An 18,314-nucleotide genomic window follows, 5' to 3' on the forward strand; every position below is an offset into this window, starting at 1 on the left:
ATCGAGACCATGGCGTTCGTTGAACGGGTTTTCTCAGGCGTCCAGCCGACGGGCAATCTGCACCTCGGCAACTATCTCGGCGCCATCGTCAACTTCGTGAAGATGCAGCAGACCCATAACTGCATCTATTGCGTCGTCGACATGCACGCGATCACGCAAGGCGTCGAGGTCTGGGGCGGTCCGGCCGAGCTCGCGCGCAACACCCGCGAGGTGACCGCGGCCTTCATCGCCGCCGGCATCGACGCCAAGAAGCACATCGTGTTCAACCAGAGCCAGATCGCCGGCCACGCCGAGCTGACCTGGATCTTCAACTGCGTCGCGCGCATCGGCTGGCTGAACCGCATGACGCAGTTCAAGGAGAAGGCCGGCAAGGACCGCGAGAACGCCTCCGTCGGCCTCTACGACTATCCGGTGCTCATGGCCGCCGACATTCTCTTGTACCGCGCCACCCATGTGCCGGTCGGCGAGGACCAGAAGCAGCATCTGGAGCTGTCCCGCGACATCGCGCAGAAGTTCAACAACGACTTCGGCGATTCAATCCGTGGCCACGGCTTTGCCGACGGCCTGTTCTTCCCGCAGCCGGAACCGCTGATCACGGGGCCCGCGACGCGGGTGATGAGCCTGCGCGACGGCACCAAGAAGATGTCGAAGTCGGATGCCTCGGACAATTCGCGCATCAACCTCACCGACGACGCCGACACCATCGCGCAGAAGATCCGCAAGGCGAAGACCGATCCGGAGCCGCTGCCGTCGGAGAAAAAGGGCCTCGAGACCCGCCCCGAGGCCGACAATCTGGTCGGCATCTACGCGGCGCTCGCGGGCGTCTCCAAGCAGGAGGTGCTGACGCAGTTCGGCGGCGGCCAGTTCTCCAGCTTCAAGAACGCGCTGGTCGAAGTTTGCGTCGCAAAACTGGCGCCGATCGCCTCCGAGATGAAGAAGCTGGTCGCCGATCCCGGCCATGTCGATTCGATCCTGATCGACGGCGCTAACCGCGCCCGCGGCATCGCCGACGAGACCATGCGCATGACCAAGGACATCGTCGGCTTCATCCGCCCGCGCTGACATCACCGGCAGAACTGCGCGCGCCCTCTCCCCAACAGGGAGGGAGTGTGGCAGCATGGGTTGGTTTGGTTCAGCACCGGGACATGCATGACCGCCCAGCGACGAAGTTACGAGACAGGTCACAAGCCGAAATGCCTCGTCATCGTTGACGACACCGCGGAATGGGACCGTGCGGTCTATTACGCCAGCCGGTGGGCCATCCGGGTCGGCGGCGGCGTCCTGATGCTGCGGGTGATCGAGACCGAGGACCAGAACCAGCAATGGCTGGGGGTCGCCGACATCATGCGCGCGGAGGCCGAGGAAGCCGCCAATGAGGCGCTCGATCGCGCCGCAGGCCGCGCCAACGGGATCGCCGCGATCACCCCGGAGCGGGTGATTCGCGAGGGCGACCCGACCGAGCAGATCCTCGACGTGATCGACAAGGACGTCGATATCGCGATGCTGGTGCTGGCCGCCAATCCGGGCGCCGAGGGGCCCGGACCGATCATCACCACCATGGCCAAGACCATGGGGGCATTCCCGATCCCGGTGACCATCGTGCCCGGCGGCCTGACCGACGCCGAGATCGACGCCCTGTCCTAGCGTTATCGGCCTCGAAGCCGCTCCAGAGCATGGATTGGGGCCTGGAACCGCGGTTTTGCAGCTTGATCGCGGGCTTTTTGATTGCCATCTGACTCCTTGATTTGACGCGTTTTCTTCACGCGACCGGTGTCGTTTCGCTCGAAAGCGCTATAATGGAACCCAACGCGCCGGCCTTGAACCGGCGACGCCGGAGACAGCAAATGTTCATTCAGACCGAAGCCACGCCCAATCCCGCCACCCTGAAATTCATCCCGGGCCGCACGGTGCTCGACAGCGGCACCATGGAATTCTCCTCGCCCGAATCCGCCGCGCGCTCGCCGCTCGCCGAACGGCTGTTCGCCGTGTCAGGCGTCACCGGCGTGTTCTACGGCTCCGACTTCGTCACCGTGACCAAAGCCGACGGCGACTGGCAGCACCTCAAGCCCGCGATCCTCGGCGCCATCATGGAGCACTACATGTCCGGCGCGCCGCTGCTCGCCGACGGCACCGCCGGGAGCGACGACGCCCGTGACGAGGAAGGCGAGTTCTTCGACGAGGCCGACGCCGAGACGGTCGAGCAGATCAAGGACCTGATCGAGACCCGCGTTCGTCCGGCGGTTGCCAATGACGGCGGCGACATCACTTTCCGCGGCTTCAAGGACGGCATCGTCTATCTCAACATGAAGGGCTCCTGCGCCGGCTGCCCGTCATCGACCGCGACCCTGCAACACGGCATCCAGAACCTGCTGCGGCACTTCGTGCCCGACGTGCAGGAAGTCCGGCCGATGTGATGGAGCGGCGAATGGCGCATGGCGGATCGCGAATAGCGTTCTCCTCGAACTCCCTGTCCGCCATTTCGTATTCGCCATTCGCCCTCCCATGATGATTCTCGCGATCGATACGGCGCTCGACGCCTGCTCCGCGGCGGTGCTCGACACCAACTCCGGCAATACCATCGCCATCGAATCGCAGGCGATGCAGCGCGGCCATGCCGAGGCGCTGATGCCGTTGATCGCGCGGGTGATGAAACAGAGCGGCATCGGCTTTGCCGGGCTTGACCGCATCGCCGTCACCACCGGCCCCGGCAGTTTCACTGGCCTCCGCGTCGGGCTCTCGGCAGCGCGTGGCCTCGCACTCTCTGCGGAAAAGCCGGTCGTCGGGCTATCGACGCTCGCCGCCTACGCCGCGCCCGTGGTTGCCGAGAATGGCGCGCACGCGATCCTGTCGGCGATCGATGCGCGGCACGATCACGTCTATTTCCAACTCGTGGGCGGCGACGGCAGCTTGATGCTCAAGCCGAAGGTTGCGCCGATCGCAGAAGCGCTCGAGGCCGCACAGTTCGGCGCGCTGCATCTGGTCGGCAACGCCGCCAATATCCTTGCCGAGCGCTGGCCCGCGGATGCCGCTCCGCCGGTCAAGGTCGACAGGCAGCCCGCACCCGACATTATTTGGGTCGCCTGGGTCGGGGCGGCGGTGGATCCCGACACCGCGCCGCCGCGTCCGTTCTATCTGCGCGCACCCGACGCGAAGCCGCCGAAGGATCGCCTGGTCATCAGCGCGCCGCCATCGACATGATCGGCTGGCTGTCGCGATGGTGGAGCGGCGGTCCGCCCGCGGTCGAGCCCGCGTCGCTGCGCGATGCAGCGCGGCTTGCCCAGTTGCACGGCGCCTCGTTTCATCGCGGCTGGGGCGAAGGCGAATTCGAGGCGATGCTGACCGAGCGCAACACGCTGGTGCACCGGCTGCGTCAGGGCCGCAGGGTGATCGGCTTTGCGGTCTCGCGAATGGCGGCGGACGAGGCGGAAATCCTGTCGATCGCGATCGATTCCAATCAGCGCGGGCGCGGCCTGTCGCGCGAGCTGTTGCTGACCCATCTCGGCCACCTTGCCGGCCGCGGCATCCGCACCATCTTCCTCGAAGTGGAAGAGAACAATCAGCCGGCGCGGCGGCTCTATGAAAGGGCCGGATTCGGCGTGATCGGCCGCCGCGAGCGCTATTACAAACAGCCCGGCGGGGAACATTTGAACGCGCTTCTGATGCGGCGCGACTTGTCGTAACATCGGCGCGATGGCAGAACACTCTCCGCTCTGCCACCCAAGGTTTGAAGAATACGGCCCGAAACCCATGACCACGGTGAAAATCCCGCCTGCGCATAAAAATACCGGCATCGAGGCGCGCTGCGCCGCGACCGGCATGCGCATGACCGAACAGCGCCGCGTGATCGCGCGGGTGCTGGCGGAAGCCATGGATCATCCCGACGTCGAGGAACTCTACCGCCGCTGCGTGGCGGTCGACGACAAGATCTCGATCTCGACGGTCTATCGCACCGTCAAGCTGTTCGAGGATGCCGGCATCATCGAGCGTCACGACTTCCGCGAGGGCCGCGCGCGCTACGAGCAGATGCCCGAGAGCCATCACGACCATCTGATCAATCTGCGCGACGGCAAGGTGATCGAGTTCACCTCCGAGGAAATCGAGAAGCTGCAGGCCGAGATCGCGCGCAAGCTCGGCTACAAGCTGGTCGATCACCGTCTCGAGCTCTATTGCGTCCCGCTCGACGACGACAGCAAGTCGTAAGCCGGGTGAGCTTCGACCTCGTCATCTTCGATTGCGACGGCGTGCTTGTCGACAGCGAGGTGATCTCCTGTCGCGCGCATGCGGACACGCTGACACGTCACGGCTTTCCGATCACGCCCGACGGCGTGCTGAAGCGTTTCCTCGGCGTATCCGACCGCGAGGCGCGGCGGATCGTCGAAAACGAGATTGGCCGCGCGCTCCCAGAGAGCTTCGAGGCCGAGGTCAAACACGCGACGCTCAGTCTCTATGCCGACGATCTCAGCGCGATCGCGCATGTCGGCGAGGCGATCGCCGCGCTCGATCTGCCGAAATGCGTGGCGTCGAGCGGCACGCCGGAGAAGATCCATCACGGCCTGACCTGTGCCGGGCTCTACGACCAGCTCGCGCCGCATATCTTCTCCGCCACGCAGGTCAGGCGCGGCAAGCCGGCGCCCGATCTGTTCCTGTTCGCGGCCACCCGGATGGGCGCCAGCCCCGCGCGCTGTGTCGTGATCGAGGACAGCGTGGCCGGCGTCACCGGCGCCCGCGCCGCCGGGATGACCGTGCTCGGTTTCTACGGCGGCAGCCACTGCACGGCGGGACATGAGGACCTGCTGCGCCAGGCCGGCGCGGCCATAACCTTCGCAGATATGCGCCAATTGCCTGATTTGATCGCCCAAGCCGGCCAAAAACACGGCTCGATCGCTGGATTTTCCCCGGTTTAAGCTATATTTGAGCAACGGCGCCCTGATGGCGCCGTTTCCATTTCCGCATTCAGGGTTCCATGACGACGCCGCGCAAGCTGCACATCAAGTCCTATGGCTGCCAGATGAATGTCTACGATGCGCAGCGCATGGTGGACACGCTGGCCGGCGAGGGCTTTGTCGAGACTGCGAGCGCCGAAGACGCCGATCTCGTGATCCTCAACACCTGCCACATCCGCGAGAAGGCGTCGGAAAAGGTCTACTCCGAACTTGGACGGCTCCGCGTCGCCAAGGATGAGGCAGCGCGCCAGGGCCGCGAGATGAAGATCGCGGTCGCCGGCTGCGTCGCGCAGGCCGAAGGCGCCGAGATTATCCATCGTGCGCCGACCGTCGACATCGTGGTCGGGCCGCAGAGCTATCATCATCTGCCTGCGCTCCTGAAGCGCGCCCAGGAAAACGGCCGCGCGCTCGAAACCGAATTCCCGGTCGAGGACAAGTTCAGCTTCCTGCCGCAGCCGAGGCCCGACGCGATCCGCGCCCGCGGCATCTCCGCCTTCGTCACGGTGCAGGAAGGTTGCGACAAGTTCTGCACCTTCTGCGTGGTGCCCTATACGCGCGGCGCGGAAGTCTCGCGGCCGGTCGCGAAGATCATCGACGATGTGAAGCAGCTCGCCGACAACGGCGTGCGCGAATTCACGCTGATCGGACAGAACGTCAACGCCTATCATGGCGAAGGACCCGACGGCCGCGCCTGGCCGCTCGGCAAATTGTTGCAGCGGCTCGCCGAGATCCCCAGCGTCACGCGGCTGCGCTATTCCACCAGCCATCCGCGCGACGTCGACGACGACCTGATCGCGGCGCATCGCGATTTGCCCGAACTGATGCCGTTCGTGCACCTGCCGGTGCAATCGGGGGCGGACCGGATCCTTGCCGCCATGAACCGGAAACATACCGCCGATGACTACCGGCGCGTCATCGACCGGTTCCGGGCCGCGCGGCAAGACATTGCTTTTTCATCAGATTTTATCGTGGGCTTCCCCGGCGAGACTGCGGAAGAATTTTCCGCCACTCTCGCGCTTGTCACGCAAATCGGGTACGCTGCGGCGTATTCATTCAAGTATTCGCCTCGGCCAGGCACGCCGGCGGCGGAGATGCGGGAGACGGTGTCAGCAGCCGAGATGGACGAGCGCTTGGGGCGGCTTCAAGAATTGATCGACAGCCAGCAATCAGCCTTCAACCGGGCTGCGATTGGCACAACGGTCGATGTGCTGTTCGAGCGCGCCGCGCGCAATCCGGGCCAGATTGTCGGCCGGACCGCCTATCTGCAGCCCGCCCATGTGATGGCGTCACCTGACATCATCGGCAAGGTCCTCCCGGTAAGGATCGACAGCCTCGAGCGCTACAGCCTGATCGGCGAGCTCACGTCCCAATCCGCACCCGGCCTCATTTCGCAGACCATTGGAGCCTGAAATCCTTGCCCAAAAGCGCATCGGATTCGCCTTCGCTCGCTCCCAGCCGCAAACCTGACCGCGACATGCAAATGCCACCTGAGACCCGGCCCCCTGAAACTCAGGTCGTCATCGATTTCGACGACAACCGTGCCGCATCCGCGCTGGTCGGCCCCTACGGACAGAATCTGGCGCTGATCGAGCGGCGGCTCGGCGTCGTGGTCGATTCCCGCGGCAATCATCTCACCATCGCGGGCTCGCGCGACGGCTGCGACGCGGCACGGCGCGTGCTCGAGACCCTTTATGCGCAGGCCGTCGAGGGGCACGACCTCGATCAGGGCGAAGTCGAAGGCGCCATCCGCGCCGTGATCGCGCAAGGCTCGCTGTTCGAATTCGACAACAAGACTGCCAAGCCGACCTTTGAAACGATCAATCTGCGCAAGCGTCCGGTGCGCGCCCGCACCGCGGCGCAGGATTCCTACATCCGCGCGCTGAAGCGGCACGAGCTGGTGTTCGGCATCGGCCCGGCCGGTACCGGCAAGACCTGGCTCGCGGTCGCCCACGCGGCACAGCTGTTCGAGCGCAAGGAGGTCGATCGCATCATCCTGACGCGGCCCGCGGTCGAAGCCGGCGAGCGGCTCGGCTTCCTGCCCGGCGACCTCAAGGAGAAGGTCGATCCGTATCTGCGTCCGATCTATGACGCGCTGTACGATCTGATGGATGCCCGCGTCGTCGAGCGCGCGCTGCAGGGCAACGAGATCGAGATCGCGCCGCTCGCCTTCATGCGCGGCCGCACCCTGACCAACGCCGCCATCATCCTCGACGAGGCGCAGAACACCACGACGATGCAGATGAAGATGTTTTTGACGCGTCTCGGCGAGAACAGCCGGATGATCGTCACCGGCGACCCGTCGCAGGTCGACCTGCCGCATGGCCAGGCTTCGGGGCTCACCGAAGCCGTGAAGCTGCTCGACGGCGTCGAAGGCATCGCGCAGGTGCATTTCAAGGCCGAGGACGTCATCCGCCATGAATTGGTGGCGCGCATTGTGGCCGCCTATGAGGGATTGCCGCAAAAGCCGGCAAACGCCAGATCTTGAGACCAATAGCTTCGGCCGCGAGCCCGCGCGATGCGGGTTCCGGCCATAACGCAGATTTTGAAACCAACGTGTCCGCTTTTCCTGCAACCGAGGTTCTCGTCACCGCCGAATGCTGGCAGGCCGAGCCCGATGCCGACGCGGTGATTCACCGTGCCATCGAGGCCGCCGCCGCAATCGTCGACGCCGATGTCGCGGATGCTGAGCTTGCGGTGATGTTGACCGACGACGCCGGGATCCGCACCCTCAACGCCAACTGGCGCAGCATCGACAAGCCGACCAACGTGCTGTCGTTTCCGGCGCTGCAGCCGGAAGGCGCCGGCGGACCCGACGATGCCCCGCGCATGCTCGGCGATATCGCGATCGCCTATCAGACGACGCGGCGGGAAGCCGATGAAGAACAGAAACCGTTCGACCACCATTTGAGCCATCTCGCGGTGCATGGCTTCCTGCATCTGATCGGTTATGACCACGAGAACGACGACGATGCCGAGGACATGGAGGCGCTCGAGCGCGAGATCCTCTCCTCCCTCGGCATTCCCGACCCCTATGCGGACCGGATCGCCTGACATGCCGGATTCCGACCCGACCCATGACAATCCGCGCAACGTGAGCAACCTGCCCGCCGTCGTGCACGAAGGCGAGGTGCAGCGCCCGGCGGCCGAAGGCTGGCTGGTGCGCGCGATCCGCACGCTGTTCGGCTGGAAGGCCGGCTCGGTGCGCGACGATTTGCAGGTGGTGCTCGACGCCTCGACGCCCGACGACGTCGGCTTCTCGGCGATCGAGCGCACCATGCTACGCAACATCCTGTCGCTGAACGAGCGGCGGATCGCCGACGTCATGATCCATCGCGCCGACATCGTCGCGGTCAAGCGCGACATTCCGCTCGGCGAATTGATGAGCCTGTTCGAGAGCGCCGCGCATTCGCGGCTCGTCGTCTACAACGAAACCCTCGACGACCCCGAGGGCATGGTGCACATCCGCGACCTGCTCGCCTTCATGACCGCGAAGGCGCGGGTCACCGACGCGACCAAGACGAAGCGCAAGAAGCCGTTCCCGGCCGGGCTCGATCTGCGCAGCGTCGATCTCGCGCTGCCGCTGGCGGACGCCCATATCATCCGCAAGCTGCTCTACATTCCGCCGTCGATGCGCGCGATCGACCTGTTGGCGCAGATGCAGGCCTCGCGCATCCATCTCGCGCTGGTGGTCGACGAATATGGCGGCACCGATGGGCTGGTGTCGATCGAGGATATCGTCGAGCAGATCGTCGGCGAGATCGACGACGAGCACGATTCCGACGAGCCGCCGTCGATTGTCCGCCAGCCGGACAACTCCTTCATCGCCGACGCGCGCGCCAGCCTCGACGATGTCCGTTCGGTGATCGGCGAGGACTTCGTCACCGGCGAGGCCGGCGAGGAGGTCGAGACGCTGGGCGGCTATCTCGTGTCGTTCGTCGGCCGCCTGCCGGTGCGCGGCGAGGTGATTTCCGGGCCGGGCAATTACGAGGTCGAGGTGCTCGACGCGGATCCGCGTCGGGTCAAGCGTGTGCGGGTCACGACCCGCAAGGAACGGCCGGCGCCGCGCAAGGAGCGCGAGCGGCGCCGCGAGCAGGCACCGGATTCCGGCAACCCGCAGGCGAATGACAACATGCCGCCGCCCGGCGAGGGGGCCGGTCCGCAGTGAGGCTTTCCGACAAGCTCCGATCGATCGGTCTCGCCGTCATCCTGACCTGGGGATGGAAGCGCGTCGTGCTTGCGCTCGCGGCCGGCGCCTTGTCCTCGCTGGCGATGGCGCCGTTCAACGCCTGGCCGGTGCTGTTTCTGACGTTTTCGATCGCGGTCTGGCTGATCGACGGTAGCGCTGCGGGACGCTGGCGCGGCGTACCCGCCGCAGCGCTGTCCGGCTTCTGGTTCGGCCTCGGCTATTTCGTGCCGGGACTGTACTGGATCGGTTACGCCTTCTTCGTCGATGCCGACACCTTCGCCTGGCTGACGCCGTTCGCGGTGCTCGGCCTGCCCGCCTATCTCGCTTTGTTCACCGCCTTCGGCTTCGCGCTCGCACGGCTGATCTGGCCGCGCGACGCTTCGCGCGTGCTGGCGCTGGCGGTCGGGCTGACGATTTCGGAATGGCTGCGCGGCCATCTCCTCAGCGGCTTTCCGTGGAATGCGTTCGGCTACGCACTGACCGAACCCCTGGCGCTGGCCCAGACCGCATCGCTGATCGGCCTGTGGGGCATGACGTTCCTCAGCGTCGCGATCTTCGCAAGTCCCGCCGTGCTGATCGACGGCGCCTCGCGCGGCCGCAAGCCGTGGCGCGCGCCGGTGGCCGCGGTGCTGGCGCTCGCCGCGATGCTGGCGTTCGGCGCGGCGCGCCTCTCGCAGCAGCCGACCAGCATGGTCAGCGGCGTCAAGCTGCGCATCATGCAGCCCGATTTGCAGCAGGACGCCAAGTTCAACTACTCCGCCAAGGCGGCGGTGATGCAGAAATATCTCACTCTGTCGGATCGTGCGTCCGGGCCGCATTCGACCGGCGTGAGCGACGCCACCATCCTGATCTGGCCGGAATCCGCGTTTCCGTTCTTCCTGACCAAGGAAGCCGATGCGATGGCGCAGATCGCCGACTTGCTGCCGAAGGGAACCGTGCTGATCACCGGCTCGGTGCGCGCGCCCGATCTGCCGGCCGGCGTCCGCGTCACGCGCGCATATAATTCGATCTACGTCATCGACCATGACGGCAGCGTGCTCGCGGTCTACGACAAGCTGCACCTTGTCCCGTTCGGAGAATATCTGCCGTTCCAGGACTGGATGGAGAAGCTCGGCTTCGTGCAGCTCACCAAGGTGCAGGGCGGCTTCATTCCCGGCACGATCCGCCGGACGCTCGATATTCCGAACGCGCCGCGCGCGCTGCCCTTGATCTGCTACGAGGCGATCTTCCCCGGCAATGTCGTGAGCCGCGACGACCGCCCCGGCTGGATCATCAACGTCACCAATGACGGCTGGTTCGGAATCTCGACCGGCCCCTATCAGCATCTGCAGCAGGCCCGGCTGCGCTCGATCGAGGAAGGCCTGCCGATGGTGCGCGCCGCGAATACGGGCATCTCGGCCATCATCGACCCGCTCGGGCGGATTGTCGCCCGACTCGGGCTCGGCATCGAAGGCGTGCTCGATGCCGGCCTGCCGGCGGCCATCGCGCCGACGATCTATGCGCGTGTCGGCAATATCCCCGCCGCTGTGATTGTGTTAGTTGCCCTCGCAATCGTACTGCGGAGGCGTTTTGTCAGGCGAAAGGCCTGACGGCGCTTATCGCCGGTTGTCACACGAACCCGAAAAAGTGTCGAAATTTACCTCAGCGTGATTCCACCTGTTGACAGATCGACCGTGCACTTCGCATTGTACGGGTCCACGCGAAATCACAAGCCAAGTCAGCCCCTTTGCGCAAATTGTCCGCATTTCGTCCCGATCCTCCTTGCAGGATTTGACGGCACCGGCGCCTGAGGCATACTCCACGTCCAACTTGCCTCACCCCCGGGCGCGCAATCCCTTAGGAGAGTTGGAGATGTCCACCAAAGCGCCCAATCCTGTTGACAAATATGTCGGCAGCCGCGTCCGTATGCGACGCATCATGCTCGGCATGAGCCAGGAAAAGCTGGGCGAGGCGTTAGGCCTGACGTTCCAGCAGGTGCAGAAATACGAGAAGGGCACCAACCGTGTCGGCGCCAGCCGGCTGCAGCAGATCTCCGAAATCCTGCAGGTGCCGGTCTCTTTCCTGTTCGATGGCGGCCCGAGCGGGGTCAAGACCGCTGACGGCTTCAGCGAGGGCTCCTCGCCGGCCTATGTGTCCGATTTTCTGGCAACCGCCGAAGGCCTGGCTCTGACCCGCGCGTTCACGCGGATCGCGGACGCCAAGCTCCGTCGCAGCATCGTCGAGCTGGTCGAGCAGATCGCGGCGCGCGAGGCGGCCGAGCAGGTCTGATCCGGCCATATCCGTTTGAGAGATCGTCAAATCTGGAATATGTCATTCCGGCATGCGTTAGGGCGTGACGAGTTCCGACGGAATCTCGTCGCGCTCTAGCTCCTTGATCGAGCATGATCTTTTCGGAAAACCGCGTCACACTTTTCCGGATCATGCTTCGACGCGTGCGCTGAATGACAAAGCGAATTCACAGGCGACGACAACAGCATGGCCAGCAACCCGTTCGAAACCGCTGATATCCTCGACGGCATTCGCCGTTGGGTCGAGATCGAATCTCCGACGGAGCGGCCGGATCAGGTCAACAAACTGGCTGATCTCGTCGCGTCTGAATATCGCGACCTGCCGGCCACCGTCGACCGCGTTGCGGGACGCGACGGCTGCGGCGATCACCTGGTGACGCGCTCGTCCTGGGGGCAGGACGCGCCGGGCATTCTGGTGTTGAGCCATCTCGACACAGTTCATCCGATGGGATTCATCGAACGGTTACCATTCAAGATCGAAGGCGACAGTGCGTTCGGCCCGGGCATCTACGACATGAAGGGCGGCGCCTATCTCGCCTTTCACGCGTTCCGGCAGATCTGCGCCGATGACGCGCGCCCGCCGCTTGGCATCACCCAGCTCTACGTCTCGGACGAGGAAATCGGCAGCCCCACCTCGCGCGCTTTGATCGAGGCCGAGGGACGCAAGGCCAAATACGTGCTGGTGACCGAGCCGGCGCGCGACGGCGGCAAGATCGTCACCGGGCGCAAGGGCGTCGCGCGCTTCGACGTGCATATCAAGGGCGCGCCGGCACATGCCGGCACCCGCCCCGAGGATGGCCGCAGCGCGATCCGGGAGCTCGGCCATGTGATCCTGGCGCTGGAGGCGATGAACGATCTCAAGCGCGGCGTCACTGTCAATGTCGGCGTGGTCCGCGGCGGCACCAAGCCGAACGTGATCGCCGAAGAGGCCTACGCCGAAGTCGACCTGCGCGTGCCGACCATGGCCGATGCCGACGAGCTGGTGCCGAAGATCCTCGGCATCACCTCGCGCACCGACGGCGTCACCGTCAAGGTGACCGGGGAATTGAACCGTCCGCCCTATGAGAAGAGCAATGCCGGCGCCGCGCTCTACGAGCATGCCAGGGAGCTTGCAGGCGAACTCGGCTTCGAGCTGATCGATGTGTTCACCGGCGGCGGCTCCGACGGCAATTTCACCGCACCGCATACCGCAACCCTCGACGGCCTCGGTGTCGACGGCAAGGGCGCGCATACCCATTACGAGCAGCTCTACATCTCGTCGATCGAGCCCCGCGCGCGCCTGCTCTACCGTCTCTACCAGACGCTGCGATGACACCGGCTCCGAACGACAGCGGCGATCGCGATTCGTCCGACGATGGCGCGATGGCCCATTCGCGCGGCTCGTTCTTCGGGCGGCGCAAGGGCCACAAACTGCGCGCGCACCAGGCCGACCTGATCGACAATCTGCTGCCGCATCTGTCGCTCGACATCGCGGCGCCCGCGCCCGAGGCGCTGACCGAACTGTTCGATGACGGCATCGCGGATGTCAGGCTCGAGATCGGCTTCGGCGGCGGCGAGCATTTGATCGTGGAAGCGCAGGCATTCCCGGCGACCGGCTTCATCGGCTGCGAGCCCTACGTCAACGGCATGGCCAAGATCCTGACCCAGATCGAGGCGCACAATATCGGCAACATTCGCCTGTTCGCCGGCGACGCCGCCGAGCTGCTGGCCTGGGCGCCGGCGCGCTCGCTGACGCGTATCGACCTGATTCACCCCGATCCCTGGCCGAAGCGACGGCACTGGAAGCGGCGCTTCGTGCAGGATGCAACGGTAGCGGCGATGACCCGGCTGCTGCCGGCGGGTGGCGAATTCCGCTTCGTCAGCGATATCGACGATTACTGCGCCTGGACGCTGGCACATCTGATGCGCTCGCCTGACTTCGCCTGGCTCGCCGAGCGCGCGATCGACTGGCAGCAGCCGTGGCCGGACTACACCATGACGCGCTACGGCGCCAAGGCCGAGCGCGAAGGGCGCAAGGCGGCTTATTTGCGATTCAAGCGCTTGCCCTAATCGTCATTCCGGGGCGCGACGCAGTCGCGAGCCCCCGAATGACGACCAGTTACCCCTGCCCCGCCGCCCGCGCCTTCCTGACGTCGGTCGCTTCCCAGACCATGCGCTTGCCGCGTTCGCGACCGAGCAGCTCGATCGGATCGTGATTGTCTATGTGGCCGAACTGGCCCTTGTAGACGCTGTAACCGCACAATTCCTGCAGGCGGCGCGGGAAGCGCGCCGCGGTCTCGCGCGGAATGCCGAGCTGCAGATTCTCCTGCTGGCGCATCCAGCCCCAGCAATAGGCGCAGGAAAACGCAAAGCGCCGGGCGTCGCTGGTGTTGGCGCCGCCGCCATGCCACAGCGCGCTGTCGAACAGCATCACGCTGCCCACCGGCATGGTCGCGGTGACCGCGTCGTAGTCCTTGCCGTATTCCGGCGACGCATCGAACTTGTGGCTGCGCGGAATGATCCGTGTCGCGCCGTTGTCGTCGCGGAAATCGGACAGCGCCCAGATCGCATTGATCGTGATCGGAATGTGCGGCCGCGGCAGCGGGATCAGTTGGGTGTCTTCGTGGATCGGCTGCGCCTCCTGGCCGGGGCCGAGCACCAGCGAACAGAACGACGACAGCAGGCATTCTTTGTCCAGCACCCGCTCGACCACCGGCAGCACGTTCTCATGCAGCGGCACCTCCCAGAACAGATCGTCATAGGTCAGGAGGTTGTTGATGCGCAGGGTCTTGAAGCCTTCGAACGACGTCCTGGCGGGACCGAGCTTGTGCTCGGTCTCGATTCTCAGCACCGCGTCCTTCAACCCCTCGACCAGGTCCGGCGAGGCGGCGCGCTCGATCACGGTGTATCCGTCGTCGCGGATCCGCTCGGCGTGCGATTGGATGTCGGCGTCCGTCAGCATGGCGATCTCCCCGTTGGCGCTGTGTCGCGCCTTGCGGAAAGCATAGCGGAACCACTCTAGCCCGTCACCCTGGCCGTGCATCCTTCGAGACGCGCGCAAAAGCGCGCTCCTCAGGATGACGGATGCCAAGCGTTGGCGCTTGAACTACCGCGACTTCCAGAAATCCACGACACGCTGCGCGGTCGACGGCATCAGGCGGACGAAGTTCACCCGCGCGCCTTCGATGTCGGCCGGCGACGGCACGCGGTTCGGCCCGAGCCGCATCAGGATCAGGGCGCGCACGGTCGGCCATTCGAACCCGATCGTCTTGCTGGCGATCAGGATCGGATCGTAGCGATCACCGGCGATCAGGCGATCGAGCGTGACGATCTTCACGCCGGTCATCGCAGCGAGCGCCGCCACGCATTCCTCGTATTTGAAGGCCTTGGCGAAGCCTGCCACCGCGGCCTCGTTCAATTCGCCGGCGCGATGCAGCACCAGGATCGCGCGCTGAGCGGCAGCGAAATCGCGGCCCTCGACCTGCGCGACGACGCCTTCGATCTCGTTCATCGCCAGCTTGATCTCGGCCTGCCGTTCCGGCTTGGCGACGACCTGCAACCGGCGGCGGATCACGTCGATCGAGCCGGCCAGCAGGCTCTTCAGATGCACGGGCGGAAGATCGTCGCGGCGGCCGATCCGCAGCGTCAGCACGCCATCCTGACCGGCGCGCCGCACCAGCGTCGTGAAGGACGCGTCCGAGAACGCCGCGCCCGCATTGCCGGCTGCGCATCGGATGACATCACGATCGCCGCGACGGACGATGACATCGGTCAGCGCGGTCGAGAGCTTTGACCGTTCGGCCATGGCAAGCAGATGGCCCTGGCCCTTGGCATTGGCGATCTCGACCAGCACCTTTTCGTCAATCACCGGCGACTGGCGCAGCACCGGTCCCGCGATCGCGACCTCGTCCTCGCGGGCGAGTTGCCCGACCAGATGCCGCGGCGCGTTGACGAGCGGCGCAAGCCGTTCGGCGAGATCGATCCGCGCAGCAAGGTCGGCATGCGGGACCAGACTGGTCAGCACCCCGTCGAACAGGTCGATATGGTCCGGGCGAAAGCTCGCGGCACCCTGCAGGAACAGCTCGCCGAGCCGCCGCGCGGCCTCGGCGCGGCGCTTGGGGTCGCCGCGGCGAACGATGTCGTCGAGTTCCGGGATCAGCGCCGGGGCTGTCGTCATGAGCCTTGTCCAACCGGCGACTTCTGCCGATTTTCGGCAATCTATGGCCCCGTTCGTAAACGGAGGGTTAGGTCAAACCTGCACCCCGGAGCCCGCAAAATCGCCCTCCGCCTGATACGGAGGCCTTGCCGGACCCGGGCAAAAGGGCTATATCCACCGCAACTTATGGTATCTCATACGATCGCGTAGGAGAGTGGGCCCCCCGGGACCCGCTCTTTTTTATTACCTGACGGGACCCAGCGAGGCCGGGTCCAGTTTAGGTAGCGTTAGCGGCCCCTTAAGGCCACCTGAACAACACAACAGACCGCAGACAACCCATAGACCTTAGACAGCCTTTGACACTGGATATGACCGATCCGACCGCCACGTCCGTGGACACCGAACTGCTCGCCGAGCCGCGGCTTGTCGTCGAGCCCGGGGTCGCGGCGCGCGTCGCCGCCGTCGCGGTCCCGGTGCTGCAGGGCATGGGCTATCGCCTGGTCCGCATCAAGGTCTCGGGCGACGCCGGCTGCACCGTGCAGATCATGGCGGAGCGTCCCGACGGCTCGATGCAGCTCGAGGATTGCGAGGCGATCTCGCGCGCGCTGTCGCCGGTGCTCGATGTCGCCGACCCGATCGAGCGCGCCTACCGGCTGGAAATCTCGTCGCCCGGAATTGACCGGCCGCTGGTGCGCCGCTCCGACTTCGAGCGCTACACCGGGCATCTGGTGAAGATCGAGATGGCGGTGGCGCATCAGGGCCGCAAGCGGTTCCGCGGCCTGCTCGCCGGCGTCGAAGGCAATGCGGTGCGCATCAAGCGCGACGATTCACGTCCCACCGAGGACGCTGAAGTTCTCTTGGTGATGGAGGACATTTCGGACGCGCGGCTGGTGCTGACCGACGAGCTGATCGAGGAATCGATGCGCCGCGGCAAGGCCGCCGAGCGCGAGCTGCGCCGCGAGCTCGGCCTCGCGCCGCCGCAGCCGGCCCACGCCAAGAAGAACGATCCTGCGAAGAGTCAGAAGCCGAAACCCAAGCCTGCTCTCAAGCCCGGCACCAAGCCGGCCCCGACCAACACCAAAAAGCACCGCCTGGCCGCCGAACGCGCGCGCCGTGGCGAGATCGATCCATTCGAAGGAGACTAAGCCATGGCAGTCAGCGCCAACAAACTCGAACTGCTGCAGATCGCAGACGCAGTTGCGCGCGAAAAGTCGATCGACCGCTCCATCGTGATCGCGGCCATGGAAGACGCCATCGCCAAGGCGGCGCGTGCCCGCTACGGCAGCGAGACCGACGTCCATGCCGAGATCGACGCCAAGAAGGGCGAGCTGCGATTGACCCGCCACATGCTGGTGGTCGATGTCGTCGAGAACTCGTCGAACCAGATTTCGCTGCACGATGCGCAGCGCGCCAATCCCGGCGCCCAGGTCGGCGACACCATCGCCGACACGCTGCCGCCGCTGGAATATGGCCGTATCGCCGCGCAGTCCGCCAAGCAGGTGATCGTGCAGAAGGTGCGCGAGGCCGAGCGCGACCGGCAGTACCAGGAATTCAAGGACCGCATCGGCGACATCGTCAACGGCATCGTCAAGCGCGTCGAATACGGCAGCGTGATCGTCGATCTCGGCCGTGGCGAAGCGATCGTGCGCCGCGACGAGATGCTGCCGCGCGAAGTGTTCCGCAACGGCGACCGCGTCCGCGCCTACATCTTCGACGTCCGCCGCGAGACCCGCGGTCCGCAGATCTTCCTGTCGCGCACCCATCCGCAATTCATGGCGAAGCTGTTCGCGCAGGAAGTGCCCGAAATCTACGACGGCATCGTCGAGATCAAGGCGGTCGCCCGCGATCCCGGCTCGCGCGCCAAGATCGGCGTGATCTCGCGCGATTCCTCGGTCGACCCGGTCGGCGCCTGCGTCGGTATGCGCGGCTCGCGCGTGCAGGCCGTGGTGAACGAGCTGCAGGGCGAGAAGATCGACATCATCCCGTGGTCGCCCGACATTGCGACCTTCGTCGTCAACGCGCTGGCGCCGGCTGAAGTCGCCAAGGTCGTGATCGACGAAGACCGCGAGCGCATCGAGGTCGTGGTTCCCGACACCAACAACCAGCTGTCGCTGGCGATCGGCCGCCGCGGCCAGAACGTTCGTCTCGCCTCGCAGCTGACCGGCTGGGACATCGACATCCTGACCGAGCAGGAAGAGTCGGAGCGCCGCCAGGCCGACTTCGAGAACTCGACCCGCGTGTTCATGGAAGCACTTAATGTCGACGAGGTGGTCGGCCAGCTGCTCGCCTCCGAAGGCTTCACCTCGGTCGAGGAACTCGCGCTGGTCGATGTCAAGGAACTCGCCGGTATCGAAGGTTTCGACGAGGAGACCGCCACCGAGCTGCAGACCCGCGCCCGCGAATATCTGGAGCAGCTTGAGGCCGAACTCGAGGCCAAGCGCAAGGAACTCGGCGTCGAGGACGCCATGAAGGACGTGCCCGGCGTCACCGGCAAGATGCTGGTGAAGCTCGGCGAGAACGACGTGAAGACCGTCGAGGATCTGGCCGGCTGCGCCACCGACGACCTGGTCGGCTGGACCGAGCGCAAGGAAGGCGGCGAGCCGACCAAGCATGCCGGGTTCCTCGATGGCATCGAGGTCTCGCGCGACGAGGCCGAGGCCCTGATCATGCAGGCCCGTCTGAAGGCCGGCTGGATCACCGAGGCCGACCTTGCCAAGCCTGCCGAGGAGGCCGAGGCCGCCGAAGCAGAAACGGCCTCGTAA

At 65.4% G+C, this 18,314-nt stretch carries 19 protein-coding genes; 17 read left to right on the forward strand and 2 right to left on the reverse strand.

Translation table 11 applies throughout. The annotated features are described in order from the left end of the window. The first annotated feature begins 9 nt into the window (after positions 1-9). The 15 genes from trpS (at position 10) to AC066Y_RS19800 (ending at position 13,466) form a co-directional block, all read left to right on the forward strand. A complete protein-coding gene (gene trpS, locus AC066Y_RS19730) occupies positions 10-1,062 on the forward strand; it encodes a tryptophan--tRNA ligase (RefSeq protein WP_478275348.1) in 1,053 nt (350 codons plus the stop codon). Positions 1,063-1,149: 87 nt separating this feature from the next. Further along, the gene (locus AC066Y_RS19735; protein WP_092120638.1) at positions 1,150-1,644 is read left to right on the forward strand and encodes a universal stress protein; all 495 of its coding nucleotides are present in this window, start codon (positions 1,150-1,152) and stop codon (positions 1,642-1,644) included. A 200-nt stretch (positions 1,645-1,844) separates the two neighbouring features. Beyond that, entirely contained in the window at positions 1,845-2,414 is a 570-nt protein-coding gene (locus AC066Y_RS19740) for a NifU family protein (protein WP_478275349.1), read from the forward strand. Positions 2,415-2,502: 88 nt separating this feature from the next. Beyond that, a complete protein-coding gene (tsaB, locus tag AC066Y_RS19745) occupies positions 2,503-3,198 on the forward strand; it encodes a tRNA (adenosine(37)-N6)-threonylcarbamoyltransferase complex dimerization subunit type 1 TsaB (protein ID WP_478275350.1) in 696 nt (231 codons plus the stop codon). Further along, positions 3,195-3,680, forward strand: a complete 486-nt coding sequence (gene rimI, locus AC066Y_RS19750) for a ribosomal protein S18-alanine N-acetyltransferase (RefSeq protein WP_478275351.1) — start codon at positions 3,195-3,197, stop codon at positions 3,678-3,680. The genes tsaB and rimI overlap by 4 nt, the downstream gene beginning before the upstream one ends. A gap of 67 nt (positions 3,681-3,747) precedes the next feature. Continuing rightward, entirely contained in the window at positions 3,748-4,200 is a 453-nt protein-coding gene (locus AC066Y_RS19755; RefSeq protein WP_092120651.1) for a Fur family transcriptional regulator, read from the forward strand. A gap of 5 nt (positions 4,201-4,205) precedes the next feature. Beyond that, positions 4,206-4,904, forward strand: coding sequence for an HAD family hydrolase (locus AC066Y_RS19760; protein ID WP_478275352.1), 699 nt, complete (start codon positions 4,206-4,208; stop codon positions 4,902-4,904). Between the two features lie 59 nt (positions 4,905-4,963). After that, entirely contained in the window at positions 4,964-6,352 is a 1,389-nt protein-coding gene (gene miaB / locus AC066Y_RS19765; protein WP_478275353.1) for a tRNA (N6-isopentenyl adenosine(37)-C2)-methylthiotransferase MiaB, read from the forward strand. A gap of 5 nt (positions 6,353-6,357) precedes the next feature. Next, on the forward strand, positions 6,358-7,428 hold the full coding sequence (locus tag AC066Y_RS19770) for a PhoH family protein (protein ID WP_092120660.1): 1,071 nt from the start codon (positions 6,358-6,360) through the stop codon (positions 7,426-7,428). A 68-nt stretch (positions 7,429-7,496) separates the two neighbouring features. Next, positions 7,497-7,994 (forward strand): rRNA maturation RNase YbeY, encoded by a 498-nt coding sequence (gene ybeY / locus AC066Y_RS19775; RefSeq protein ID WP_478275354.1) that lies wholly within the window; start codon positions 7,497-7,499, stop codon positions 7,992-7,994. A gap of 1 nt (position 7,995) precedes the next feature. Continuing rightward, the gene (locus tag AC066Y_RS19780) at positions 7,996-9,108 is read left to right on the forward strand and encodes a hemolysin family protein (protein ID WP_207834320.1); all 1,113 of its coding nucleotides are present in this window, start codon (positions 7,996-7,998) and stop codon (positions 9,106-9,108) included. Continuing rightward, positions 9,105-10,718, forward strand: coding sequence for an apolipoprotein N-acyltransferase (gene lnt, locus AC066Y_RS19785; protein ID WP_478275355.1), 1,614 nt, complete (start codon positions 9,105-9,107; stop codon positions 10,716-10,718). The genes AC066Y_RS19780 and lnt overlap by 4 nt, the downstream gene beginning before the upstream one ends. Positions 10,719-10,980: 262 nt before the next feature. After that, positions 10,981-11,397: a helix-turn-helix domain-containing protein gene (locus AC066Y_RS19790; RefSeq protein ID WP_021082652.1), complete on the forward strand. Its 417-nt coding sequence runs from the start codon at positions 10,981-10,983 to the stop codon at positions 11,395-11,397. Positions 11,398-11,604: 207 nt separating this feature from the next. Further along, positions 11,605-12,729 carry a M20 family metallopeptidase gene (locus AC066Y_RS19795; protein WP_478275356.1) on the forward strand — a complete coding sequence of 375 codons (1,125 nt, stop codon included), beginning with the start codon at positions 11,605-11,607 and terminating at the stop codon, positions 12,727-12,729. Next, on the forward strand, positions 12,726-13,466 hold the full coding sequence (locus tag AC066Y_RS19800; protein WP_478275357.1) for a tRNA (guanine(46)-N(7))-methyltransferase TrmB: 741 nt from the start codon (positions 12,726-12,728) through the stop codon (positions 13,464-13,466). Before AC066Y_RS19795 ends, AC066Y_RS19800 begins: the two co-directional genes overlap by 4 nt. Positions 13,467-13,515: 49 nt before the next feature. On the opposite strand, the gene AC066Y_RS19805 is transcribed toward AC066Y_RS19800, so the two are convergent. Both AC066Y_RS19805 and AC066Y_RS19810 read right to left on the reverse strand, forming a co-directional pair. Beyond that, complete coding sequence (locus AC066Y_RS19805) at positions 13,516-14,358, reverse strand: phytanoyl-CoA dioxygenase family protein (RefSeq protein WP_478275358.1); 843 nt, start codon at positions 14,356-14,358, stop codon at positions 13,516-13,518. A 144-nt stretch (positions 14,359-14,502) separates the two neighbouring features. Then, entirely contained in the window at positions 14,503-15,573 is a 1,071-nt protein-coding gene (locus tag AC066Y_RS19810; RefSeq protein WP_478275359.1) for a DUF2336 domain-containing protein, read from the reverse strand. 347 nt (positions 15,574-15,920) lie between these two features. On the opposite strand from AC066Y_RS19810, the gene rimP reads away from it, so the two are divergent. Both rimP and nusA read left to right on the forward strand, forming a co-directional pair. Continuing rightward, complete coding sequence (gene rimP / locus AC066Y_RS19815) at positions 15,921-16,697, forward strand: ribosome maturation factor RimP (RefSeq protein WP_456719828.1); 777 nt, start codon at positions 15,921-15,923, stop codon at positions 16,695-16,697. A gap of 3 nt (positions 16,698-16,700) precedes the next feature. Beyond that, positions 16,701-18,314: a transcription termination factor NusA gene (gene nusA / locus AC066Y_RS19820; RefSeq protein ID WP_207834312.1), complete on the forward strand. Its 1,614-nt coding sequence runs from the start codon at positions 16,701-16,703 to the stop codon at positions 18,312-18,314.

The sequence above is a fragment of the Bradyrhizobium sp. USDA3010 genome (assembly GCF_056429065.1).